This is a genomic window from Streptomyces polygonati, from assembly GCF_042650325.1.
Taxonomy (GTDB): domain Bacteria; phylum Actinomycetota; class Actinomycetes; order Streptomycetales; family Streptomycetaceae; genus Actinacidiphila; species Actinacidiphila polygonati.
In genome coordinates this window covers 881248-904448 of sequence record NZ_JBHSBB010000010.1, presented here as the reverse complement: position 1 = coordinate 904448, position 23201 = coordinate 881248, and the positions used below count along the sequence as shown (strand labels likewise).

Below are 23201 nucleotides of genomic sequence, written 5' to 3'. Positions count from 1 at the left end.
CCGATCCGAACAGCGGTGCCGCCGAGTACACCCGTACTCGGCGGCACCGCCGCGTCCGGAGCGGTCAGTCCCACCAGAAGTGCCAGGTCGGCTTGCCGAGCAGCGCCTTCTCGGCGTATTCGCGCAGCGTCCGGTGCTTGCCCTGGGTGATGTTGTCCGGGCAGAAGCCGAAGTGCTCGGCGGCTATCGCCTCCGCCTCCTCCAGCGTCCGGGGCGGGGCGGCGACGGTGGCCGTCAGCGTGTCGAAGCCCAGCGCGACGACGCGCAGCCCGAAGCGGTCCTCCCAGGAGCGCAGCACGGCGGACAGCACCGCGATGTCGTCCTCGTAGTTGACCGGCCCGGTCCACCCCATCGCCGCCGGTATGTCGGCGCTGCGGCGGGCGTGCACCAGGGCCGCCCGGGGGTGGTCCAGCCACCCCGTCGCGACCAGCCCGGCGGTGACCCCGGCCGCTGTCTCGTCCGGGTCCTCCTCGAAGTCCCGGGCGGCGGCCAGCCCCGGCCAGGCCAGCTCGTGCGGAGCGACCAGCTCCCGGAGCTCCTGCTGGTCGTAGTCCTCGTCGGAGGTGTAGGCGACCCAGGATTCGGCCAGGAACTCCTCCGGGTCGTGATCGCCGGGATACGACATCCGCTCGGGGTCGAGATACCAGTCGGCCAGTTTCCTGCCCGGCGCCTTGTCGTCCTCGATCAGCACCGGCAGCAGCCCCACCGCGCGGCCGGCCAGCAGCTCCGCCCAGGTCTCCGGCGCGGCCTCCCCGTCGGCATACCACAGCAGCGGTTCATGCCACGGCCCGTCATACGTCGTGTCCACCAGCCTGCCCGCCGGCAGCCGCAGGCCGAGTGCGGCACCGGTCGGATCGTCCGCGAGTCGGGGGAGTGGGTTCGGAAGCATCGCCATGACCGGGACTCTAGGGCTTCGCACTGACAATCGGCTCCCGGGGTGACGGACGGCCCGTCAGATGCCGTACCCGCACAGCACCTGACCAGGCGTCATCGGCCGTCAGAGCCGCTCGGGCGTGCGGATGCCGAGCAGCTCCAGGCCCTGGTGGAGGGTGCGGGCGGTCAGCTCGCACAGGAAGAGGCGGTTCTCCACCTGGGTGGGGCCGCCCTCGGCGGTGAGGACCGGGGACTGCTCGTAGAAGGTGGTGAAGAGGGAGGCGAGCTGGAAGAGGTAGGAGGCCAGCCGGTGGGGCTCGTAGGAGACGGAGACCTCGGCGAGGGTGTCGGCGAAGGCGTCCAGGTGGAGGCCCAGCGCGCGCTCGGCCGGGGCGAGTTCCAGTTCCGGGTGGGCGACCGGGCGCTGGTCGGCCGCGGCCCGGCGGAAGATGGACCGGGTACGGGCGTAGGCGTACTGGATGTAGACGCTGGTGTCGCCGTTGAGGGAGACCATCCGGTCCAGGTCGAAGACGTAGTCCCGGCCCAGCGAGGTGGACAGGTCGGCGTACTTGACCGCGCCGATGCCGACCTGGACGCCGTTGGCGGTGATCTCCTCCTCGGACAGACCGAGCTTGTCGCCCTTCTCCCGGACCACCGCGGTGGCGCGGTCGACCGCCTCGTCCAGCAGGTCCTCCAGCCGGACGCTCTCGCCGTCCCGGGTCTTGAACGGCCGGCCGTCCTTGCCCAGCACGGTGCCGAACGGCACATGCTTGACGACGACCTCCTCGGTGAGCCAGCCGGCCCGCCGGGCGGTCTCGAAGACCATCCGGAAGTGGAGCGCCTGCCGGGCGTCCACCACGTACAGCAGCGTGGTGGCGTGCAGCTTCCCGGTCCGGTCGCGCACCGCGGACAGGTCGGTGGCCGGGTAGCCGAAGCCGCCGTCCGCCTTCTGCACGATCAGCGGGACCGGCTCGCCGTCCTTGCCCTTGATGTCGTCGAAGAACACGCACAGCGCGCCGTTGGACCGCACCGCGACGCCGGACTCTTCCAGCAGCCGGCAGGTCTCCACCAGCATGTCGTTGTAGCCCGACTCACCGACGATGTCCTCGTCGCGGATCCGGATGTCCAGCTTGTCGTAGACCGAGTAGAAGTAGATCTTCGACTCGTCCACCAGCCGCTGCCACAGCTCCAGCGTCTCCTTGTCGCCGGCCTGCAGCTCCACCACCCGGCGCCTGGCCCGCTCCTTGAACTCCTCGTCGGCGTCGAAGACCGCCCGGGAGGCTTTGTAGACCCGGTTGAGCCGGGACATCGATGCCTCGCCGTCCGCGTCGTCCGGGGCGTGGTCCAGCTCGTGCGGGTGCTCCACCAGGTACTGGACGAGCATGCCGAAGTTGGTGCCCCAGTCGCCGATGTGGTGGCGCGCGATCACCGTCTCGCCGGCGAACCGCAGGATCTTCGCCAGGGCGTCGCCGATCACCGAGGACCGCAGATGGCCGACGTGCATCTCCTTGGCCACGTTCGGCTGGGCGTAGTCGATCACCGTGATGCCCGGGTCGGGCTTGGCCGGCACGCCGAGCCGGTCGTCGTCCAGCCGCCGGGCGAGGTTGGCGGTGATGGCCGCGTCCGCGACGGTGATGTTGAGGAAGCCGGGCCCGGAGACCTCGACCTCGGCGATCAGCCCGTCCAGCGGCAGCGCGGCGAGCACCTGCGCCGCCAGCTCCTTCGGATTGGCCTTCGCCCGCTTGGCCAGGCCCAGCACGCCGTTGGCCTGGAAGTCGGCCCGGTCGCTGCGTCGCAGCAGCGGGTCGACACCTTCGGCCGACGGCACGGCGGCCGTCAGGGCGGAGGTGACGCGCTGCTGGAGCGAGGCGGAGAGGGAAGGGACCGAGGCCATGGGATGCCGTTCCGTGGGAGGGGCTGCCTTGACGGCGGGAAGCTGCCGACAGGGCAATTATTTCACGGGGCGCGACCGGTTTTCCGTCTGGGAGAATGGGAACGCCGGGGCTGTCCGTAGTCGCCCCGCCGACCAGGAAGAAGGAAGCGCCGTGGCTGGCAGCACCGAGGCCGACTGGGTCTCCCGTTTCGCGGACGATGTGATCGCCGAGTCGGAGCGTCGCGCGCCCGGGGCGAAATCGTCGGTCGCTGGCGCTCCGGTCGTCGTGGTCGCCTCCGGGCTCAGTCCGTCCGGGCCGATCCACCTGGGCAACCTGCGCGAGGTGATGACCCCGCACCTGGTCGCCGACGAGATCCGGCGGCGCGGCCACCAGGTCCGGCACCTGATCTCCTGGGACGACTACGACCGCTTCCGCAAGGTCCCGGCCGGCGTCCCCGGCGTGGACGACTCCTGGGCCGAGCACATCGGCAAGCCGCTGACCTCGGTGCCCGCCCCCGAGGGCTCCCCGTACCCGAACTGGGCCGAGCACTTCAAGGCGCAGATGACCGAGGCGCTGGCCGAGCTCGGGGTGGAGTACGACGGGATCAGCCAGACCGCCCAGTACACCGCGGGCACCTACCGCGAGCAGATCCTGCACGCCATGCGGCACCGCGCCGACATCGACGCGATCCTGGCCCGCTACCGCACCAAGAAGGCCCCCGGCGGCCCCGCCAAGCAGTCGCAGAAGCCGGTGGACGCCGCCGAGCTGGAGGCCGAGGAGGGCTCGGGCGCCGCCGAGGAGGACGACGGCAGCGGCGGCGGGGCGGGCTACTACCCGTACAAGCCGTACTGCGCCGAGTGCGGCAAGGACCTGACCACCGTCACCGCCTACGACGACGAGACCACCGAGCTGACGTACACCTGCGCCTGCGGGCACGGCGAGACGGTGCGGCTGAGCGAGTTCGACCGCGGCAAGCTGGTGTGGAAGGTCGACTGGCCGATGCGCTGGGCCTACGAGGGCGTCGTCTTCGAGCCGTCCGGCGTCGACCACTCCTCGCCCGGGTCGTCCTTCCAGGTCGGCGGGCAGATCGTCGGGCCGATCTTCGGCGGCGAGCAGCCGATCGGGCCGATGTACGCCTTCGTCGGCATCTCCGGCATGGCCAAGATGTCCTCCTCCAAGGGCGGCGTACCCACCCCCGGCGACGCCCTGAAGATCATGGAGCCGCAGCTGCTGCGCTGGCTGTACGCCCGCCGGCGGCCCAACCAGTCCTTCAAGATCGCCTTCGACCAGGAGATCCAGCGGCTCTACGACGAGTGGGACGCCCTGACCCGCAAGGTCGAGGACGGCTCGGCGCTGCCCGGTGACCTCGCCGCCTACCGCCGCGCCGCCGCGACCGCGGCCGGCGAGCTGCCGCGCACCCCGCGCCCGCTGTCGTACCGCACCCTGGCCTCGGTCGCCGACATCACCGCGGGCGCGCGGGCGCAGACCCTGCGCATCCTGTCCGAGCTGGACCCGGAGCACCCGCTGACCGGCCTTGACGAGCTGCGGCCCCGGCTCGACCGGGCGGTCAGCTGGACCCTGACCCAGGTGCCGGCCGAGCAGCGCACCGTGGTCCGGTCGTCGCCGGACGCCGAGCGGCTCGGCGCGCTGGAGGACGACGACCGGGGCGCGATCAAGCTGCTGCTGGAGGGCCTGGACTCGCACTGGTCGCTGGACGGGCTGACCACGCTGGTCTACGCGGTCCCCAAGGTGCAGGCCGGACTCGCTCCGGACGCCAAGCCGACGCCCGAACTCAAGGTCGCCCAGCGGAGGTTCTTCGCGCTGCTCTACGAACTGCTGGTAGGCCGCGACACCGGCCCCCGGCTGCCGACGCTGCTGCTGGCGGTGGGGCAGGACCGGGTACGGGAGCTGCTGGGCGGCGCGGCGGCGTAACCACCGGGCCGGCGGTGCGGCGACCGGACGCGCGGCGGATGGCGCCGGACACGCGGCGGGCGGGCCGGGGTCTTTCGACCCCGGCCCGCCCGTTTCGTCATCGCGCTCGTACGTCCGTGGGCGCCCGGGCTAGAAGTGGTTCAGCCCGGAGCCGTACTGGTAGAGCGGGTTGCCGTACGTCGGCGGCACGGTCTGGCCCGCGTCGATCTTCGCCCGGATGTCGGCGCGTTCGGCGGCCGTCGCGCCGAGGTCGTAGGGCAGGTCCCACGCCTCGTTCGCGTCGGCCTGGTTGTCGCCGCCGCCCGGTTTGAGGATCTGGTCCAGGCTGCGCGGGAGCTGCCAGGGCAGCGTGCCGTGCGGGGTGTAGTCCCCGAAGAGCAGGCTGGCCGCGGCCGGCCCGACTTCCTCGCCGCCGCGGTAGACCACCACGATGGCGTCGGCCAGATTCGCCCAGTCGCTGATCACGATCGGCCGTGGCAGCGTGAGGACGACCACCACCGGTATGCCCTGGTTCTTGAAGTTCTGGATCAGGGCCACCTGGTCGGCCGGCAGATAGGGCTGGGTGTCCGGCCAGGAGGTCGCGTGGGTGTACGACGGTTCGCCGACATCCACCACCGCCAACTTCGGCGTCGGGCCGGTGCCTTGGTAGACATTCACCCCGGCCTGCGCGGCTCTCGCCTTCAGCGCGTCGAACTCGTCGAGCGAGCCGTAGTCCGGGTGGAAGTAGCTGGACCAGATGCAGCAGGACGCGCCGTCGGTGGACCGGTCGCCGGCCACCACGATGTTGTCGCCGGCGTTGAGCTTGACCGGCAGCACCCCGTTGTTCTTCAGCAGGGTGTTGGACTCGCGCGACGCCTGGTTGGCGAGCTGCGTGTAGCTGGGCTGGTGGAAGCGGTAGGGACCGTTCACCGGGTCGCCGTACGGGTGGTCGAAGATGCCCAGCTCGAACTTGAGCTTCAGGATCCGGGTCACCGCGTCGTTGATCCGGGCCAGCGGCACCCCGCTCTCGAAGCTCGCCATCGTGAAGCCGACCGCGCCCGGGTCGGCGCCGCCCATCACGTCGGAGCCCGCGTTGGCCGCGTTGATCCAGGCGCTCGACGGCAGCCAGTCGGTGGTGATCAGACCGGTGTAACCGAGGTTCTGCCGCAGGTAGGTGAGGATCTTGGCGCTGTCACCGGCGCCGGGGCCGCCCGGGTCGAGATACGAACTGCCCGCGTAGCCCGGCATGATGTTGACCGCGCCGGCCTCCATCGCCGCCTTGAACGGGATCATGTGGTACTTGATCGTCACCCCGTCGTAGACGATGCCCGCCTCGCCGCCGGCGCCCTCGCCCGGCCAGTGCTTGACGGTCGCCAGCACCGAACCCGGGTTCAGCTCCGGGCCGCCCTGCAACCCGGATACCAGCGCGCGCAGTTGGGCCGCGGCCACATCGGCGTTCTCACCGCCGCCCTCCTGGATCCGGGGGTAGAGCACCTTGGTGCCGACCTCCGCGAGCGGGGAGAGGGTGCCGCGGGCACCGACCTCCAGCTCCTCCTGGCGCTGCATGTTGCCCAGCTTGTAGTCCAGCGGGTAGTCCTTGCCCGCCGCCAGGGTGCTCTGCAGCGGATAGGTCGTCTGGTAGCCGGCCGTGGTGTCACCCGCGGAGACCGGCGGGATGCCCAGCCGGGTGGCCGCGGTGGACAGCAGCACATTGTTCAGGTCGGCGGGCTGCGCCGGTCCGAAGTGCCAGCCGGACATGGGGTATTGCTGGACGTTGTAGAACATCTGGTAGGCCTTCTCCTCCAGCGTCATCCGCCCGAGGAGATCGCTCACCCGTGTGTCGACCGGCAGCCGCCAGTCCTCGTACGGCTCGATCGAACCGTCCTTGTTCAGGTCCCGGGCGCCGTTGATGACGTTGACGCCGTCGGCCACCTGCTCGACATCGGGCAGGTAGAGGCTGAACGTACGGATGTTGGAGGTGGTCTTGGCGCCCGATCCGCTCACCGAGACCACGAACCACTTGTACGTCCACCGGTCGGTGATGTCCCAACTCGGCGTGTAGGTGGTGCCGGTGGGCTCGGCGACCTTGGTGTAGAGGTCGAGGAGATTGCCCGAGGCGGTGAAGTCGTAGTCGGTGCGGCTGATGTTGAGCCACACCTCGTAGTGCGCGGCTCCCGCGACGGCCGCCCAGGACAGCGCGGGACGCCGGGTGTTGGTGACCATCGCCTTGTCGGCGGGCGCGGACAGCTGGAACTGGTTCAGCGTGGCCGGTGCCTTGGTCGGGCCGGAGAGCATCGGCGGCGTCGCGGTGCTGGTGTCCACCGTGCCGTAGACCTGGAACTCCCACAGCGAGTAGCCGTAGCCGCTGGCCCGGGCGGTGCCGGTCAGCCGGACATAGCGGCCCTTGCCGGTCGCGGGCAGCTTCTCGATGCCGCCCTTGCCGGTCGTGGTGGTGTAGATCGGCGTCCAGGCGGTGCCGTTGTCGGAGACGTCGATGTGGTAGCCGCTGCCGTACGCCGACTCCCAGTTGAGCACGATGCCGCTGATGGTCCCGATGTTGCCCAGGTCCACCTGGATCCACTGGTTGTCCGTGTAGAGGCTGGACCAGCGGGTGTTGGTACGGCCGTCCAGCGCGGCGGCGGGTGCGTTGGCGCCTTCGTAGGAGGACGCGGACACCTGCTTGTACGCCGAGATCACCGTGCCGGAGAAGTCGCCGCCGCCGGGCGGCGGGGTGGTGGTGCCGCCGGTGGTGCCGCCGCTACCGCCGCCGGTGGTGGTGCCGGTGGTGAAGACCTGGAACTCCCACAGCGAGTAGCCGTAGCCGTTGGCCCGGGCGGTGCCGTACAGCCGGATGTAGCGGCCGGTGCCGGTGACGGTGAGGTTCTGGGTGCCGCCGGTGCCGGTGGTGGTGGAGTAGATGTCGGTCCAGGCCGCGGCGTCGTTGGACGTCTGGATCTTGAACGCCGTGCCGTAGGCGGCCTCCCAGGTCAGGCCCACCTGGCAGATGGTCTGCGCGCTGCCGAGGTCGACCTGGAGCCACTGCGGGTCGGTGGCCGCGCTGGACCAGCGGGTGCCGGCGTTGCCGTCCACGGCCGCGGAGGCCGGGGTCCCGGCGTTCTCCACGGAGGAGGCGGTGGCGGTCTTGTTCAGCGCCGCGTTGGTCGTCCCGCAGGCGCCGGGGCTCGTACCGCCCGTCGTACCGCCGGCGGTTGACCCGGCTGTGGAGCCGTAGACCTGGAACTCCCACAGCGAGTAGCCGTATCCGGTGCCCCGGGCGGTGCCATACAACCGGACATAGCGCCCGGAACCGTTTACGGAAAGGTTCTGTACGCCGCCGGTGCCGGTGGTGGTGGAGTAAATGTCGGTCCAGGTCGTGGCGTTGGTGGAGGTCTGGATCTTGAAAGCGGTGCCGTACGCGGTCTCCCAGTTGAGGGTGACCGAGCTGATGGTGTCGGTCGCCCCGAGGTCGACCTGGAGCCACTGCGGATCGGCGGCGGCACTGGACCAGCGGGTGCCGGCGTCGCCGTCCACCGCCGCGGAGGCCGGGGTCCCGGCGTTCTCCACGGAGGAAGCGGTGGCCGTCTTGCCCTGCGACAGCAGGGTGTCGGCCGCGTGCGCGGTGCCGGAGGTGGAACCGATGGCACCGCCGAGGACAAGGGCCGCCGCGACACCCGCGGCGACGAGTGGTCTGCGCCTTCGGGTGTTGCGGAGCAGCAGAGACAACAGGCTCATGGGCATCTCCACGGTGGGGGGTGTGTGAGATCACGCGGGATCACATTGGGAGAGCGCTCTCCCGGGAGTCTGTTGGATGCTGTGAGTGCTGTCAATCCGTCTGCGGCAGGTTCCTGTGCGTTTGCTGGGTGTCGCCGTGCGGCGGCGGTCGGGCTTTTCCGGGGCCCGGCGGACGCACCGCCGGGGGGCGGGCAGCGGCGGCGGGGCGGTGCTTTGCGCCCGGGGGCAAGGGGCCGGAAGGCCCGGCGTACGGCCGCGTCCGGCGCGGCCCGGCGGCGCTCGTGGTCGGCGCCGTGGCCGGTTGGACGCAGCCGGGGAACCGCTGGTGCCGATCAGCGGGGCGGAGGAGCGAGCCGCGTCCGGGAAGACGCGTCAGGGGGTGAGTCCTCCGGCCTCGGGTCCGTTCCCGCCGAGACCCGCGGCAGCGGACCGCCGGGACGCACGTCCACCCGGTTGTGACCTGCACCCGTCTCGCGGCGTCGGCACGGCACCGCGCCGGGATGCCGCCACGCCGGCTCGCATCGCGTCTGTCCGGGGTGTCCGGCGTCCGCCGGAATGACCGAGGGGCGGCGGCTTTGGACCACCGCCGCCCCGACGTCTTCCCCGCGGGCCAGGAGGACACGCCGCCCCGGGGCATCGAACGGTTCCCCGGCCGGCCGCTTCGGCGGGGGAACCGCAGCGGAGCTACACCTTGGCGAGCGCGGCCCGGATGAACTGCGCGGTGCGTACCGGTTGCGCGATGAAGGCCGTGTGGGAGCCGTCGATCTCCTCGGTGACCGCCCCCATCCGGTCGGCCATGAAGCGCTGTGCCTCGGGATTGATGGCCATGTCGTGCCGCGAGAGCTGGTACCAGCACGGCAGCGTCCGCCAGCCCGCACCCGTCGCCTTCTCGGTGAACGCGACGGCCGCGAGGGGTCGCTGGGACGCGCACAGGACGTGTGCCAGGTCGACGGGGACATCACCGCAGAACGTCTCACGGAACCGCTCGGCCTCGATGAAGAGGTCGGGACCGCCCGCCGCGCCGGGGGCGTCGTACGGGGTGGGCTGCGCGGTCTCGGCCAGCAGGGAGTCCGGGAAGGGGGCCTGCACAGAGGCACAGCTGTCGTCCACGTCAAGGCTGAACGCCGCGAGGTGGACCAGCCCCACAGCGTTGTCGAGGCCGACCGACGCCTGGCCGATGACGGCGCCACCGTAGGAGTGGCCCACCAGCACCACGGGTCCGTCGACCGCGCCCGCCACCGCGCGCACCGCGGCCGCGTCACTGGCCAGGCCGCGCAGCGGGTTCGGCGCCGCCATGACTTTGACGCCGGTCGCGGTCAGTTCGCGGATGACGCCGGCGAAGCCGGACGCGTCCGCGAACGCGCCGTGTACCAGTACGACGGTGGGTCGGTCCGCTGCGGACATCGCACTACCTCCTGGGATTATGTGGCGATCACGCCGACAACCGCCGCCCGGCCTGCGGGGGCACGCCCGCACCGCCGAGCGGCACTGTCACGCGGCGCGGTACGGGGGAAGGGCGGTGGCGTGGGTGGTCAGGTCGAAGAAGACGGGGGGCGGGGAAGCCGCTTCGACCGCCGCCCAGAGGCGACGGCGTCCGGCTGCCGAGATCGGCAGCAGGTCCTCTCCGCCCGCGGAGAGCAGCACATCGAAGTCAACGGCCGATGCCCGGATGGCGCGCGGGTTGTCCCGGTCCGCGGCGCGCTTCACGACGGCGGCCATCGGGCCCCGGGCGAGCAGGTCGAGCGTGGTGTCGTACGAGCAGTTGAGCGTGTCGGCCAGGTCGAGGGCTTCACGCAACCCGGCCTCGGCCGCCATGACGATCACATTGGTGATCAGCTTGTAGGCCACGCCGGATCCGAGGGGCCCCACCCGCACCACGTCCCCGAACGTCGCGAGGACCGGTTCGGTCAGGTTCATCGCGTCGTCGGGGCCCGCGAGCAGCACGGTCAGCTTGGCTTCCGACGCGTAGCGCACCCCGCCGATCAGGGGAGCGTCCACCAGACCGGCCCCGTCGGGCAGGCGCGACGCGACAGCGCGCAGCATCTCCGGAGTCGTCGTCGACAGGACCGCGAGGACCGAACCGGGACGCATTCCGGCGAGAATGCCGTCCTGTTCCCAGTGCGCCGCCGGTATGTCGTCCGACATGACCGAACTGATCACCACATCCGTCTCGCGTGCGACGGCAGCCGGGCTGTCCGCCGCGACAGCCCCCAAAGCGGCCATGTCGTGAATGCGTTCCGGCAGAATGTCGAAGACGACCGCCTCATGACCGGCGCGCAACAGATGGGGCACCATACGGGAACCCATGTCCCCAAGACCTACGAAACCTACTTTGGCCATAGCGAACTCCTGGGGTCGGACACCGGGTGGGGTTTCCTCCTCCTCGACGCTCCTCGACCACTGTACGTCGATGCGGACCGTGCTGCTTTCCGGGAGGTGGGCAGAATGCGGAAACGGCGCGGGCGATCCGGTCGGCTCCCGGCCTGCGGACGAGGGACCCGTCGGCACCGAGGCCGGGACCGGCTCCGATAAAGACTGCTGTGGGCATCGCTGAATTCCGCACTCCTGGTATGGGGGGGGGTCGCACTCGGCTTTCGCCGGCGGAGACGTTCCTGCGCGCCGATGCCCGGGAAAACCGTCACCGTATCCTCGACACGGCGCGGCACCTCTTCGCGGCGAAGGGCATCGACATTCCTATGGTGGCGATCGCGCGCGAGGCGAAAGTCGGCTTGGCCACGCTGTACCGCGCTGAAGGTACGGCGCCATGACCGGCCTGCCCCACCGTAACGGCCCGCGGCGGGGCGCCCGTCTTCTGATTGTCCGGCCCGGAACGATCCCTCAAGGGCGCCCAACGGCATCGTTCCGCGATGAGCGGTGCGCACCCCCCTCCCGTGCGGCGCCCGACCAGCCAGCAGCCCCGCCGCCTCCGCCCAACTACTTTTGGGCACGAGGGCACACGCCCCAAGGGGCGCGGGGAACCGCACGATCGGCCACAGCGCACGCGCGGCCCGGGGTCGGCCGGGCCCGTCACGGCGCGTCCGTCGCCTTCCGGGTGCCTTCCCGGCTAGGGGATGTGCTCGGACTCCTGCTCGGAGTTGAAGCGGTAGCGCAACTCGCGGATTGCGGTGATCAGTTGGCGTTCCTCGGGGGCGGTGCCCCCGTACGCGTCCTGGAGGGCGCGGGCGAGTTGGCGGACGCCCGGGAAGTCGCCGCGTTCGCGGACGTATTGGCGGTAGGCGGCGAAGTAGGCCTCGTCCACCGAGATGCCGTCGGGGAGGTTGAGGCCGGCGGCGGGGTAGGTCTCGGACTCGAAGTCCGGCGCGGGGGAAGCGACTTGGGTCGGCGCCTGGGGCTGCTGCGGCTCCGGCTGCGCCGCCTGCGGGGGCTCGCGGAACTGCTGGGCGGGGCGGGTGTTGAAGCCGTTCGGGGCGGTGCCGTTCAGGCCGGCGGTGCCCAGCGGGCGGCTGCGGTTGGGGCCGGTGGGGACCCTCAACGGCTCCTGCCGCTGCGGTTGTTGCTGTACCTGCTGCACCGGCACCTGCTGCTGCTGCGGCTCGGGCTCGAACTGCTGCTGCGGGAAGTACGGGTGGGACTGGGCCTGCTGGACCTGCTGCGCCGCGAACCAGGGGCTGACGGTTTCCTGTCCGGGCTCCTCGTACGGCGGCTGCTGCTCGTACAGCTGCTGCTCATAGACCCGGCGTTCGTACAACTGCTGCTCGTAGGCCTGCTGTTGCTGGAGGAACGCGGGGTCGAAGCCCTGCTGGTGGGTGGGGACCGGGGCGGATTCGGGTTCCGGCGCCGCTACGGGCGCGGGGGCCGGTGCCGGTGCCGGTGCGGGGGCGGGCGTCGGCGCGGCCTCCGCCGCCGGTTCCGGCTCCGCCTCGGCCGCGTTCGCCACCTCGGCCGGTGCGCCCGGTGCGGCCGCCACGATCGGCTCGGCGGTCACCGCCTCCAACTGCTTCACGGGCGAGCCGATCTCGATCCCGGCCGCCTCAAGCCCCGCGTCCGCCGTCTCCGACAACGGCACCCCGTACTTGGCCAGCCGCAACGGCATGATCGCCTCGATCGGGGCCCTGCGGCGCCACGCGACGCCGTAGCGCGCCCGCAGCCGTGCCCGATAGACCAGCCGGTCCTGCTCGCGCCGGATGACCTCCTCGTACGACCGCAGTTCCCACAGCTTCATCCGCCGCCACAGCTTGAAGGTCGGCACCGGAGCCAGCAGCCAGCGGGTGAGGCGGACGCCTTCCATGTGCTTGTCGGCGGTGAGGTCGGCGATGCGGCCGATGGCGTGCCGGGCGGCCTCGACCGCGACCACGAAGAGCACCGGGATGATCGCGTGCATGCCCACGCCGAGCGGGTCCGGCCAGGCGGCGGCGCCGTTGAAGGCGATGGTGGCCGCGGTCAGCAGCCACGCGGTCTGCCGCAGCAGCGGGAAGGGGATGCGCAGCCAGGTCAGCAGCAGGTCGAGCGCGAGCAGCACGACGATGCCGGCGTCCACGCCGATCGGGAAGACGTTCGCGAACCAGCCGAACCCCTTGTGCAGCGCCAGCGCGCGCACGGCCGCGTAAGAACCGGCGAAGCCGATCCCCGCGATGACCACCGCGCCCGCTACGACGATGGCGATCAATATCCGGTGCGTCCGGGTCAATTGTATCGCGGCCACCCGCGACCCCTCCTGCCGCTCTGCTCCTGCCCCCGGTAACTGGCCGCCCCAGACTGCCACACGGCGGTGAAGCCGTGGGCACCTGTTCGTCGGACATATGTACGGATAGCGGGTGGGAGGGCCGGAAGTCCCGGCAGTTATTTATGAGTTGCGCGGGCCGGGGTGTCCACTCGGTCCCGTTCGACCCTGTTCGAGCGTGTTCGACGGGGCCATGCTATCCGGACAGGCCGCCCGAGCCGCTGGAGGCAGCCTTGGTCGAGCCGCTGGTCGTGCCCTTCGTGGCGGGGCCGCCGGTCGGGCCGGGCGCGGCGCCCGCGGTGGCGTTCGCCGCCCCGACCGAGGCCACCGCGTCCTTCGCGGCCCGCAGCGCGCCGCTGGCCATCACGGACGCGGTCGGGTTCTTCTTGCCCTCGAAGCCGGCGCCGTCGAACTCGACGATGAGGACGACATTGCCGGTACGGGCCACCACCGTGTCGTTCTGCGAGGTCACCTGGGCGGCGGTCGCCTTGCCGGCCACCGAGCTCGCCTGGTCGCCCAGGCCGGCGACGTCGGCGGTGGTGAAGCCCTTGGCCGCCCCCAGTTGGGCGACCTGTTCGGTGTACCGCTTCTTCGCCTGGTCCTCGGCGCCGCCCAACTCGGTGGAGGACGCGAAGCGCTGCAGGGTGACCGACAGCCAGCGGTACTGATAGCCGTCCTTGCCGTTCCCGGTCCAGGAGCAGCCGCCGCGCAGGCCCGCTTCGGAGGACTGCGACTCGGTGCCGCCGGAGGCCTTCGCCTTGGGTACGAGGGCGGTGACGGTCGCCTTCGTCAGCGTCTTGCAGGAGGCGGGCAGCGTGCCGAACCTCGCGGGGGCGAGAGTCGGGGTGGGCGTGCCCCGTGTCGTACTCGCGGAGCCGCCGGCTCCGTCCTGCGAGGCGCTGCCCGAGCCGGAGCCGCCGCCGGAGCCCGAAGAGCATCCGGCGAGCAGCATCGCGGGCACGGCCGCGCAGGCGATCAGCCCGGCCAGGCGCGGGGCGGTGCGTCGACGTCGTTCCATGGGTCCCGGGATCCTTTGGTCGGGTTGTCTGTTCAGCGGTATTCGGGTGCGGGTGCGGGGGCCGGCGGTCGCGGGCGGCGGCGCGGCCCGCGCGGGTTCGTACGAGTCCGTGTGAGTCCGTGCGAACCCGGTCATCCCCTCCGTACGGCTCCGGCCGTACGGACCGGCCATCCACCCTACGGGGTCCCCGGCACGGGCCCGGCCCTAGTTCTCGATCCTGCTCTCCAGCTGGCCGGCCACCTGCTGGGCGTCTTTTTGCAGGTCGGAGCTGTCCGGGTCGCCGCCGCCACGGGGGCTGGACTGGGTGTACGTGACGCTCACCACCACGTTCGCGGTGCGGAAGACCAGGGTCACGTCCCGGCGCGGCCCGGTCGCCGAGGTGGCCGGGCTCGCCGGGGTCTTGAGCACGTCGTTGATGAAGGCGTCGTCGCCCAGGTTTCCGAGTTCGCGGGGCCGTACGTCCGGGCTGTTGCCGTCCGAGCCGGTGCCCGTCGCGGTGCCGCCGCCGGTGATCGTGGCGGTGCCGCTCGCCGAGGCGCTGGGGCCCTCGGCGTTGGGGGTCGGCGCGGTCGGCGAGTTCGGGGGCGCCGGCGGCGTCGTGGCCGTACCGCCGGGCGTACCGGTCGGCATCAGCTGGATCGCGGCCGCCGCCGCCCGCTGGTCGAAGTCCTTCTCGGCCTGCTCCTCGTCGCTCATCCCGGGGTCGTACGACACCACGCGTTCGATGTCGATGCTCAGCTTGCGGGTGGTGCCGTCGGAGGTCGCGCCCTGCCAGGTGCAGCCCACCCGGCGGCCGGTGTCGTAGGTCAGCGACTCCTTGCCCGCGTAGTCCGTCGCGCCCGGGATCAGCTTCTTCAGCTCGTCCGAACTCACCGCGACGCAGGGCTGCGGCAGCGTCTGGTACTTGCCCGGGGGCATCGGGGAGGCGGTCCCGTCGTCGACCGACGCCGACTTGCTCTCGGTCACCAGGCCGTGGTCCGCGTTGTCGGCCGTGCAGCCGCCGAGCGCGGCGAGAGTGAGCGCGACAACGCCGGCCGCCGCACCGACGGAGACGGGCAGCCTTCGCGTAGACCGCACTGGGCGGGCCCCTTCCTCGTCCTGTGCTTTGCCTGCTCATGGGCCGGATTCACCCGGACGTGGCGGTCCGCCGGTAAACCCTTGGCGCGTGTGAGCGAGCCCTGGACACAATGTCTACCGCACGTCCGGTGGAAACCGCCCGCCGGGGCGGATTAACGGGTGACCGGGCCGCCGTTCGGCCCGCACGGTCGTTCCGGCGTCCCGCGGTCCGCGTTTTCCCTGCTTCCCCTTCTTCCTCTTCTTTCCATTTGTTCCGATCTTCGGGGGATCGTCATGTCGTACACCGAGGTGCCCGGCGTCCGGGTGCCGATCCGCATGTGGGCCGACCCGGCCACGGTCGAGGGCGAGGCGATGCGGCAGCTCCGCAATGTCTCCTCGCTGCCCTGGATCAAGGGCCTGGCCGTCATGCCCGACGTCCATTACGGGAAGGGCGCCACGGTCGGCTCGGTCATCGCCATGCACGGCGCGGTCTGCCCGGCCGCGGTCGGCGTCGACATCGGCTGCGGTATGAGCGCGGTGCGGACCTCGCTGCGCGCCGACGATCTGCCGGCCGATCTCTCCCGGCTCCGTTCGAAGATCGAGCAGGCCATCCCGGTCGGCCGCGGCCGCCACGACGACCCAGTGGACGCCGCCCGCCTGCACGGCTTCCCGACGGCCGCCTGGACCGACTTCTGGTCCCGCTTCGACGGCCTGGCCGAGTCCGTGAAGTGGCGCGAGGATCGCGCCGCCCAGCAGATGGGCACCCTCGGCTCCGGCAACCACTTCGTGGAGGTCTGCCTCGACACGGACGACTCCGTCTGGCTGATGCTGCACTCCGGCTCGCGCAACATCGGCAAGGAACTCGCCGACCACCACATCGGCCAGGCCCAGAAGCTCCCGCACAACCAGGGCCTGGTCGACCGCGACCTGGCCGTCTTCATCTCCGACACCCCCCAGATGGCCGCCTACCGCAACGACCTCTTCTGGGCCCAGGAGTACGCCAAGCACAACCGCGCCATCATGATGGCCCTCCTCCAGAACGTCGTCCGCCATGAACTCCCCAAGGCCCGCCCAGCGTTCGACCCGGTCATCTCCTGCCACCACAACTACGTCTCCGAGGAGCGCTACGACGACATGGACCTGCTGGTGACCCGCAAGGGCGCGATCAGCGCGGGCTCGGGAGAACTGGGCATCATCCCCGGCTCCATGGGCACGGAGTCCTACATCGTCCGCGGCCTGGGCAACGCCTCGGCTTTCAACTCCGCCTCCCACGGCGCCGGCCGCAAGATGTCGCGGTCCGCGGCCAAGCGCAAGTTCGGTGTCCGCGACCTGGAGGACCAGACCCGCGGCGTCGAGTGCCGCAAGGACGCGGGCGTGGTGGACGAGATCCCGGGCGCGTACAAGCCGATCGGCAAGGTGATCGAGCAGCAGCAGGACTTGGTGGAGGTCGTCGCCAAGCTCAAGCAGGTCGTCTGCGTCAAGGGGTGAGCGGGCGGGCGGTGTTGGCGGCCTTACGGGTGCCGCGCCGGGGGTTCCCGGCGCGGCTCGTCACCGCTAGCCGGCCGGGGGCCGTTTTCCGGCGTCCCGGATCGACGCTCTACCGTAAGGCCTGGAACGAGAGGACCCCATGAGCAACTTCCCGGCCGGCCGGACCGTACGGATCGGCACCCGCAGCTCGCCGATGGCGCTCGCCCAGGCCACCATGGTGGCGGGCCTGCTGCGCGCGGAGCAGCCCGGCCTCCAGGTCGAACTGGTACCGGTCACCACCGAGGCCGACCTGTGGCAGGGGGACCTGTCCCGGCTCGGCGGCAAGGGCCTGTTCGTCAAGCAGATCGACGCCATGGTCCAGCGCGGCGATGTGGACATGGCCGTCCACTGCGTCAAGGACGTCCCCGGCGACATTCCTGTGCCGCAGGGACTGGTCTTCGCCGCTCATCTGCCGCGCGACGACGTGCGGGACGTGCTGTTGTTCCCCGAGGGTTCCGAGCTGCGCACGCTCGATGACCTCTCGTCCGGCGCCGTGGTGGCCACCTCGGCGGTCCGCCGCAAGGCCCAGGTCAACCGGGTGCGTCCGGACCTCGACATCGTTCGGGTACGCGGAGCGGTGGGCACGCGGATCGAGAAGCTGGACGGCAGGAAGCAGGTCGACACCAGGCTGGACGCCATGATCCTGGCGACCTCCGGTCTGGAGCGACTGGAGCTGTCCCACCGCGGCCGCCAGGTCTTCACCGTCGACGAGATGCTTCCGGCGGTCGGCGCCGGTGTTCTCGGTCTGGAGTGCCGGCAGGACGACGGCCCGGTGGTGGAGCTGCTCGGCCGGCTGGACCACGAGCGGACGACGACCGAGGTCACCGCCGAGCGCGTGATGCTCCGGGGTCTGCGGGGGCACTGCAACAGCCCGATCGCCGGCTACTGCGTGACCGACCCGGACGGCCGGCTCAGCCTGCGGGGCATGGTCTTCTCCCACGACGGTTCCGCACTCGTCCGCGCCCAGCTTCGGGACGAGGGCAGCGACGGCCCGGAGACCCTGGGGGCGCGGGTCTCCGCCGAGCTGTTGCGCCAGGGCGCACGCGAGATCATCGCGGGCATCCCGCACTGACACGCGGGGGCGGCCGCCGGGCGGGCTAGCGGCTCAGCAGCCAGGCTCCGAGCGCCGAGACCGCGTTGGATGCCAGATAGACGAGCCAGGGCGGTAAGTAGTCGATGCTGAGGTGCAGCATGCCCTGGACGTGGACTTCGATGGCGGGACGGAGCTGCTCGGGAGGTGATGGGAGGGGCAACGGGGACGGTGGGTCTTCCGGATGGTGCGCAGGTTTTCGATCATTGTCAGACATGCCCATGTGAACGACATCTCCTGCTGGCCGCTCGTCAGGCGGAACGGCCCGGGTGAACCGGCGCCTGAGTGATCAGATCATTCTGATAATTTCAGAATGATGACATCACGATAGGACGCCCGGAGGCTTCCGCCAGCCTTACCGATAAGTAATCATCCGATCGGTAGCGCAAGTCCGACGGGCAATCGAACGGCCTGAACAGGCTGCCGCCGGTCCGCGCACCGCCGTCGGCGATGGGGAAAAGCAGCCCGGACCCGGCACGCCCGGGATCAGCATGAGCCGCGGGCTCTGAGCGCTGGTCAGTTCGATCCCGAGGAGGTGCACCCCGGTCTCCGGGCGGTCGCCCTCCCGACCGGCTTCCCGGGCGGGGACGCCCAGCGGGGACAGGGCCCGCATCCGGGTGGCACGCCGGGCCAGGTAGGAGTCGATGTCGGCCGGCGCGAGCCGGGCCAGGAAGTGGTCCTCCACCGGGTCGGGGAGCCCCTGGGCCGGCGGTGGAAGGTCCGGCCGGCGGCCGGTGGTCCGGGCGGCGCAGCTCTCCCACACCTGCGCGAGCAGGGCCATCGCGCTGGTGCCGTCCGCGATGGCGTGGTGGATGGTGAGGACGAACTGGTGGGCGCCGTCCGGCAGTTCGATGACGGCCACGCGTAGGACGGGTTCGCCGATCGTGAAGGGTGCGGTCGTCGTCTCGAAGTCCGTGTCCGTACGGACCCTCGGCCGCGGCTGGTCAGGGTCGAGGCACAGGGAGAATCCCGCCCCGCCGGACCGGAACCGGGCGCGCTCGGCGGACTTCGCCCCGGAAACGGCGCGGGCGCGGGGCGGGCGGTCCTCCCGGGTCCGCGACGACCAGGGACCACCGGCCCCCGCGGCAACCGGCGCCCCCGCCGCCTCGCGGTGCACCCCATCCGACGCCCCGCCCCGACGCGCGGGGCCCGCCCGGGCGCCCACCCCCCGGTCAGGGCCTAGCTGAGAAGCAGGGCGACCTGGCGGCGCAGCGGCCCGCGCAGTTCCAGGTTGTTGCCGCGTTCCATACCCTGCAAGTACTCGCTGGCCGCCGCGAGTTGGGAGAAGCGGCCGGCTGGCGAGTCGAGTACGTCGGCGAAGGTCCGCCGGACGCGCTCGGCGAGCCGGGGGACGGTGAGGCTGGAGATGTAGAGGCAGGCCGCGTCGTATCCGGCCGGCGCCAGGCCCCAGCGCTCCCAGCCGAGGATGCACAGGCCGGGGCCGGTGAGGTGGGACCACTGGATGTCGGCGTGCGCGGTGGACCACTCGGGGGCCCAGGTGTCCAGCTCGGCCCCGAGGTACTTGGGCATCGCCCGGTCGAGGCGCGGCTGGCGGATGGCCACGCGTTCGGTCGGTGTCGCCGCGACCTCGGACAGGGCGGTGCGCAGCGAGGTCCACCAGCTGTCGGGGAGGCGCAGGTCGGCGGGCGGCAACGCGCCACCGCTCAGCGGGTGTTCGTGGACGCGTTCGTACAGTTCGGCCCGGTAGGCGAAGTCCTCCTCCAGCCAGTCGTAGGAACTCTTCAGCCGGGGGCGCGGGACACTGGCCGGGATCGCGCTCTCCGCGGCCTCGGAGCCGTCCCAGTACGCGGTGTCCTCGTTGTCCGACGGGCCCGACGCCGCCAGCACGCGGAGCCACTGGTCCCCGGCCGCCGGGCGGCTGAGGCTGCGCCCGCCCCGGCCCCAGGTCTCGGCGGCGCCTTCCACGCCGACCAGGAGAGCGGATTCCGCCTTCCGGTGCGCCCGGCGCATCCGCTCGGCTGTGGCGTCGTCAGGTGGGGAAGGCATCCGTGGTCCTCCGGAGTTCGTTGCCCTGCGGGAGTTGCCCAGGGGGTTGTCCTACGGGAGTCGCCGTACCGGAGCTTGTCCAGGGTGCGGTACGGGGAGGCCGGACCAGGGGTCTGCCCGGCCCCCCGCCGGACGGCTTCGGACCAGTGTTCCGGGGCCGCTCGCGGACCGCAAAGTCCCGCCGGCCGCGAGCCGTTGGCGGGTCGCGCGGCCCGCGCGGTCGAGGCTCGCGACGGATTCACCGAACCTCTCCACCCCGTCCACTCCCGCTCCATCCGGCTGCGGCACTCTGTCCGTTCGACGTGCGAGGCCCAGGGGGGAGGGGACGCGTGAGCGACCCGGAAACGGCGCGCGGCGGTCCGGTCCCGAGGGGGACGAGCGAGCCCATCCTGAGAGCCGTTCGCCCGCGCCACTGGCTCAGGTCGCTGCTTCGGCGGGCCAGCACCATCACGGCCGTACTCGCCGTACTCGCGTCCGGCACGGTGATCGCGGTGAGCGGGAAGCTGCTGCTGCCCTTCCAGCAGGTCACCACCCTGCACGGACGCCTCGCCTCGATCGGCGACTTCTTCGAGGACCCGCAGGTCGTCCGGATCCTGCGCAAGCACGGACTGCGGGTGGAGGTGTCCTTGGCCGGCTCACGCCAGGTGGCGACCGGCAGCCTCGAAGGCCTCGACTTCGTCTTCCCCTCGGGCAAGCCCGCCTCGGATCTGATCTGGGACCACCGGCACCACCAGGGCCTGTACGAGAACAGCTCCCAGCCCTTCGAGAGCCCGCTGGTGCTCGCCAGCTTCCGCGAGTACGCCGAAACGCTCGTCGACCAGGGGATCGCCGTCCCCCAGCCCGCCGCCCCCGGGCAGCCGCAGCTCTACTACACCATCGACATGTCGAAGTTCCTCAAACGGACCGCGGACAGCCCGAGTTGGAACGATCTCGGCGTCGCCCGCCACGGACTGCCCAACGGCAACGCCGTGGTGGCGCAGACCTCCGACATCTGCGACTCCAACTCGGCCGACAGCTACCTGAGTCTGGTCGCCTTCGCCGCCAACGACAACCGCCCGCCGACCGAGGACGAGGTCCCGGACGTGGCGAGGCGTATCAAAGGGCTGCTGCTCCAGCAGAGCCCGAGCGACGACCTGTACAGCTCCTACACCAGCGCGCACGGGCCCAGCACCGACCCGATCGCCGTGCTCTACGAGCACCAGTACCTCGCCTATCAGGCCGGCTACCAGGCCGCGCACGGCGGTGTCGACACCGAACGCGTCCTGCTCTATCCGAAGTCCCCGAGCCGGTCGCAACCCCACTTCATCGCACTGGACCGCAAGGCCGACCGGCTCGGAACGCTGCTCGGGAAGGACCCCGAGCTGCGCCGCCGGGCGACCGAACTGGGATACCAGATCCTGCCCGACGACAATTCCCAGGCGCTGGACCGGTATCTCGACAGCCGGCACATCCCCTCTCCCAACACGTACGTCAACGACTTGACGGAGGCGAAGATGCCGCCCTGGGGCGTGCTGGAGGACATGATCGCCGCCGTCAAACCGTGCCCGACCGTGGCCGACTGATCCCGCGAGGTGTGATCCGTGCCTGTCCTGAGCGACCGCCTGTGGTGGGCCGTCAACTGGCCCTGGATGACGGTGTGGCTGGCGACCGCGCTGGCCGCCCTCTGGCTGCTCGGGCTGCGGATCGCCGGGCGCCGCCGCCGCACCCGGCCCTCCGAGATGCTGGTGAACGGCCGCACCTGCCTCTATCTCGACGACCGGACGATCATGGACCAGTTCCAGATGAACCGGTACGAGGTGGCGCTGCGCAAGGAGGTCGAGCAGCGCACCAGGACTGGTCTGACCGGGCGGATCCTGGCGACGCTGCCGCTCGTCTCACCCGAGGCGACCTTCGACAGCAGCCGTGAGGTCGTCACCAAGTACATCGAGGCGGCCGACGAGCCGATCACCGTGATCGGCCTGCTCGTGGACGGTCTGGAGCGGGCCGACGCGATCGTGCACGCGAACCTGCGGCGCGGGACCGTACGGCGCAACGCGGCCCTGGACAAGGTCCGCGCCCAGCACGACCGAGGGCGGCCCACCCGGCTCAGCGGCACCGGCGAGTGGTTCGTGCTGCTCACCGCGGACTTCGTCCGCGAGGCCGGCCCGCACCCCGCCCCAACCCCGGCCTCGGACCTCACCGTCTTCACCACGCCCTACGGCCCCCAGGCCACCGCCCGCGTCCGGGTGTCCTGCCGCACCGCCGGCCTGCGCGAGCCGGTCGACGCCTTCCCGGCGCTGTGCCTGGGCAAGGTCGGCGCCTGGCACCCGGAGAGCGAGACGCTCGACATCCGGCCGCTGGCGATCTTCACCTAGCGTCGGCCGGGCGCGGTGCGGACACGCGCTCACGGCACCGGAGGGCCGCCGAGGTAGGTGCCGTGGGAGTCGTACGGCCAGGCGTTGGCGGTGCAGCCGTGGAGGCCGTCGATCTGCTGCATCATCGCGGGGGCCGGGCGGCCGGGGCCGGGGCAGCCCTCGTGGCCGTGGCCGATGCGGTGGCCGACCTCGTGATTGATGATGAGGGCGCGGTAGTCGTGCAGGGGGCCGGGGAATTCGGGTGAACCGGTGTTCCAGCGCTTGAGGTTGACGATCACCTGGTCACCGACGTCGCAGTTGACCTCGCCGTGGGTGTGGAGGCCGGCGGCTCCGCAGATACGGTCCACGGTCGGCGGGGTGGCGATCTTGATCTCGAAGTCGTAGGGCCCGGACGAGACCAGCTGGAAGGCGTCGTGGCCGTCGGCGGTCCAGCCGCGCGGGTCGGCGAGGATGCCGGAGATCTCGTCGGCGGCGGTGGTGGCCGGGACACCGCTGCCCTGCTCGACCTGGACCTTGTAGCGGCGGATCGCGCCGGTGCCCACGGGTTTGCCGGACGCGGCGGCCGTGATGAAGCGGCCGGTGCCGGCCGCCGCCGAGCCCGTACCCGGTTTGGTGACGCCGGGCGTCGGGGCCGCGTGCGGCTTCCCGCCCGGCGTCACGCTCGGCTTCCCGTCCGGTACGCGCGTCGGCGTCCCCGTCCCCGCCGGTGTCCCGGCCGGCGCCCGCACCTCCATCCGCGTCATGGCGTCGCCGGCGCCGCTCGACGCGCCGGTCGTGCCGCCGTTCAGGAAGACGAGCACCGAGCCGAGCAGGCCGGCCACCGCCAGCGCTGCGATCAGCAGCGCCCGGTACCGGGCGCGTGGGCGGTCCTCGCGGTGGGAGGACCGGGAGGCTGGGCCGCGGCCGGTTCCGGCATGGGCAGCCCGTACGGATTTTCGCTTCTTGGCCGAGTGCATGGCAGCTCAGGCTGCGTTCCCCAGGTGATCGCCGCTGGCCCGCGAGATCACGAAACCGTAACGGCGGCCCGCTCACCAGCCCTTGTGTGATCCTTCTGTAACGGCTGCCGGCCGGCCGCGGT

General features: G+C 71.5%; 18 protein-coding genes. 6 read left to right on the top strand and 12 right to left on the bottom strand.

The features are described from left to right. Positions 1-64: 64 nt before the first annotated feature. Positions 65-895, bottom strand: coding sequence for a DUF4253 domain-containing protein (locus ACFO3J_RS16790; RefSeq protein ID WP_386430178.1), 831 nt, complete (start codon positions 893-895; stop codon positions 65-67). Between the two features lie 102 nt (positions 896-997). Next, the gene (gene argS / locus ACFO3J_RS16785; RefSeq protein WP_386430177.1) at positions 998-2767 is read right to left on the bottom strand and encodes an arginine--tRNA ligase; all 1770 of its coding nucleotides are present in this window, start codon (positions 2765-2767) and stop codon (positions 998-1000) included. A gap of 151 nt (positions 2768-2918) precedes the next feature. Here argS and lysS point away from each other — a divergent pair, with 151 nt between their 5' ends. Then, complete coding sequence (lysS, locus tag ACFO3J_RS16780; protein ID WP_386430176.1) at positions 2919-4679, top strand: lysine--tRNA ligase; 1761 nt, start codon at positions 2919-2921, stop codon at positions 4677-4679. Between the two features lie 129 nt (positions 4680-4808). Here lysS and ACFO3J_RS16775 read toward each other — a convergent pair whose 3' ends face one another. From ACFO3J_RS16775 to ACFO3J_RS16765, 3 genes are all read right to left on the bottom strand, one after another. Further along, positions 4809-8390 carry a discoidin domain-containing protein gene (locus ACFO3J_RS16775; protein ID WP_386430175.1) on the bottom strand — a complete coding sequence of 1194 codons (3582 nt, stop codon included), beginning with the start codon at positions 8388-8390 and terminating at the stop codon, positions 4809-4811. Between the two features lie 684 nt (positions 8391-9074). Next, positions 9075-9794, bottom strand: a complete 720-nt coding sequence (locus tag ACFO3J_RS16770) for an alpha/beta hydrolase (protein WP_386430174.1) — start codon at positions 9792-9794, stop codon at positions 9075-9077. Between the two features lie 87 nt (positions 9795-9881). Further along, positions 9882-10898: an NAD(P)-dependent oxidoreductase gene (locus ACFO3J_RS16765; protein ID WP_386430173.1), complete on the bottom strand. Its 1017-nt coding sequence runs from the start codon at positions 10896-10898 to the stop codon at positions 9882-9884. Positions 10899-10930: 32 nt separating this feature from the next. Between ACFO3J_RS16765 and ACFO3J_RS16760 the strand changes: the two genes are divergently transcribed. Then, on the top strand, positions 10931-11158 hold the full coding sequence (locus ACFO3J_RS16760) for a TetR family transcriptional regulator (protein ID WP_386430172.1): 228 nt from the start codon (positions 10931-10933) through the stop codon (positions 11156-11158). Positions 11159-11454: 296 nt separating this feature from the next. On the opposite strand, the gene ACFO3J_RS16755 is transcribed toward ACFO3J_RS16760, so the two are convergent. The 3 genes from ACFO3J_RS16755 to ACFO3J_RS16745 all read right to left on the bottom strand — a co-directional run bounded on the left by ACFO3J_RS16755 (position 11455) and on the right by ACFO3J_RS16745 (position 15166). Further along, the gene (locus tag ACFO3J_RS16755; protein ID WP_386430171.1) at positions 11455-13053 is read right to left on the bottom strand and encodes a DUF2637 domain-containing protein; all 1599 of its coding nucleotides are present in this window, start codon (positions 13051-13053) and stop codon (positions 11455-11457) included. A gap of 214 nt (positions 13054-13267) precedes the next feature. After that, positions 13268-14089, bottom strand: coding sequence for a DUF3558 domain-containing protein (locus ACFO3J_RS16750; protein ID WP_386430170.1), 822 nt, complete (start codon positions 14087-14089; stop codon positions 13268-13270). A gap of 204 nt (positions 14090-14293) precedes the next feature. After that, positions 14294-15166, bottom strand: coding sequence for a hypothetical protein (locus tag ACFO3J_RS16745; protein WP_386430169.1), 873 nt, complete (start codon positions 15164-15166; stop codon positions 14294-14296). 273 nt (positions 15167-15439) lie between these two features. Between ACFO3J_RS16745 and ACFO3J_RS16740 the strand changes: the two genes are divergently transcribed. Both ACFO3J_RS16740 and hemC read left to right on the top strand, forming a co-directional pair. Beyond that, a complete protein-coding gene (locus tag ACFO3J_RS16740) occupies positions 15440-16633 on the top strand; it encodes an RtcB family protein (protein ID WP_386430168.1) in 1194 nt (397 codons plus the stop codon). Between the two features lie 139 nt (positions 16634-16772). Then, positions 16773-17744, top strand: a complete 972-nt coding sequence (gene hemC, locus ACFO3J_RS16735; protein WP_386430167.1) for a hydroxymethylbilane synthase — start codon at positions 16773-16775, stop codon at positions 17742-17744. A gap of 25 nt (positions 17745-17769) precedes the next feature. Here hemC and ACFO3J_RS16730 read toward each other — a convergent pair whose 3' ends face one another. The 3 genes from ACFO3J_RS16730 to ACFO3J_RS16720 all read right to left on the bottom strand — a co-directional run bounded on the left by ACFO3J_RS16730 (position 17770) and on the right by ACFO3J_RS16720 (position 19769). Beyond that, positions 17770-17925, bottom strand: coding sequence for a hypothetical protein (locus ACFO3J_RS16730; RefSeq protein WP_386430166.1), 156 nt, complete (start codon positions 17923-17925; stop codon positions 17770-17772). Between the two features lie 192 nt (positions 17926-18117). Then, on the bottom strand, positions 18118-18624 hold the full coding sequence (locus ACFO3J_RS16725; protein ID WP_386430165.1) for a hypothetical protein: 507 nt from the start codon (positions 18622-18624) through the stop codon (positions 18118-18120). Positions 18625-18941: 317 nt separating this feature from the next. Continuing rightward, positions 18942-19769: a hypothetical protein gene (locus tag ACFO3J_RS16720; RefSeq protein ID WP_386430164.1), complete on the bottom strand. Its 828-nt coding sequence runs from the start codon at positions 19767-19769 to the stop codon at positions 18942-18944. Positions 19770-20098: 329 nt separating this feature from the next. Here ACFO3J_RS16720 and ACFO3J_RS16715 point away from each other — a divergent pair, with 329 nt between their 5' ends. Together ACFO3J_RS16715 and ACFO3J_RS16710 are read left to right on the top strand one after the other, a co-directional pair. Beyond that, the gene (locus ACFO3J_RS16715; RefSeq protein ID WP_386430163.1) at positions 20099-21331 is read left to right on the top strand and encodes a hypothetical protein; all 1233 of its coding nucleotides are present in this window, start codon (positions 20099-20101) and stop codon (positions 21329-21331) included. Positions 21332-21349: 18 nt separating this feature from the next. Continuing rightward, the gene (locus ACFO3J_RS16710; RefSeq protein WP_386430162.1) at positions 21350-22123 is read left to right on the top strand and encodes a hypothetical protein; all 774 of its coding nucleotides are present in this window, start codon (positions 21350-21352) and stop codon (positions 22121-22123) included. Between the two features lie 29 nt (positions 22124-22152). Here the strand turns inward: ACFO3J_RS16710 and ACFO3J_RS16705 are convergent, their stop codons facing one another. Further along, entirely contained in the window at positions 22153-23079 is a 927-nt protein-coding gene (locus tag ACFO3J_RS16705) for a DUF3152 domain-containing protein (protein WP_386430161.1), read from the bottom strand. Positions 23080-23201 lie beyond the last annotated feature (122 nt).

Coding starts and splice junctions, on each gene's coding strand:
- ACFO3J_RS16790 (WP_386430178.1), bottom strand. CDS start 895: ATGGCGATGCTTCCGAACCCACTCCCCCGACTCGCGGACGATCCGACC.
- argS (WP_386430177.1), bottom strand. CDS start 2,767: ATGGCCTCGGTCCCTTCCCTCTCCGCCTCGCTCCAGCAGCGCGTCACC.
- ACFO3J_RS16775 (WP_386430175.1), bottom strand. CDS start 8,390: ATGAGCCTGTTGTCTCTGCTGCTCCGCAACACCCGAAGGCGCAGACCA.
- ACFO3J_RS16770 (WP_386430174.1), bottom strand. CDS start 9,794: ATGTCCGCAGCGGACCGACCCACCGTCGTACTGGTACACGGCGCGTTC.
- ACFO3J_RS16750 (WP_386430170.1), bottom strand. CDS start 14,089: ATGGAACGACGTCGACGCACCGCCCCGCGCCTGGCCGGGCTGATCGCC.
- ACFO3J_RS16740 (WP_386430168.1), top strand. CDS start 15,440: ATGTCGTACACCGAGGTGCCCGGCGTCCGGGTGCCGATCCGCATGTGG.
- hemC (WP_386430167.1), top strand. CDS start 16,773: ATGAGCAACTTCCCGGCCGGCCGGACCGTACGGATCGGCACCCGCAGC.
- ACFO3J_RS16720 (WP_386430164.1), bottom strand. CDS start 19,769: ATGCCTTCCCCACCTGACGACGCCACAGCCGAGCGGATGCGCCGGGCG.
- ACFO3J_RS16705 (WP_386430161.1), bottom strand. CDS start 23,079: ATGCACTCGGCCAAGAAGCGAAAATCCGTACGGGCTGCCCATGCCGGA.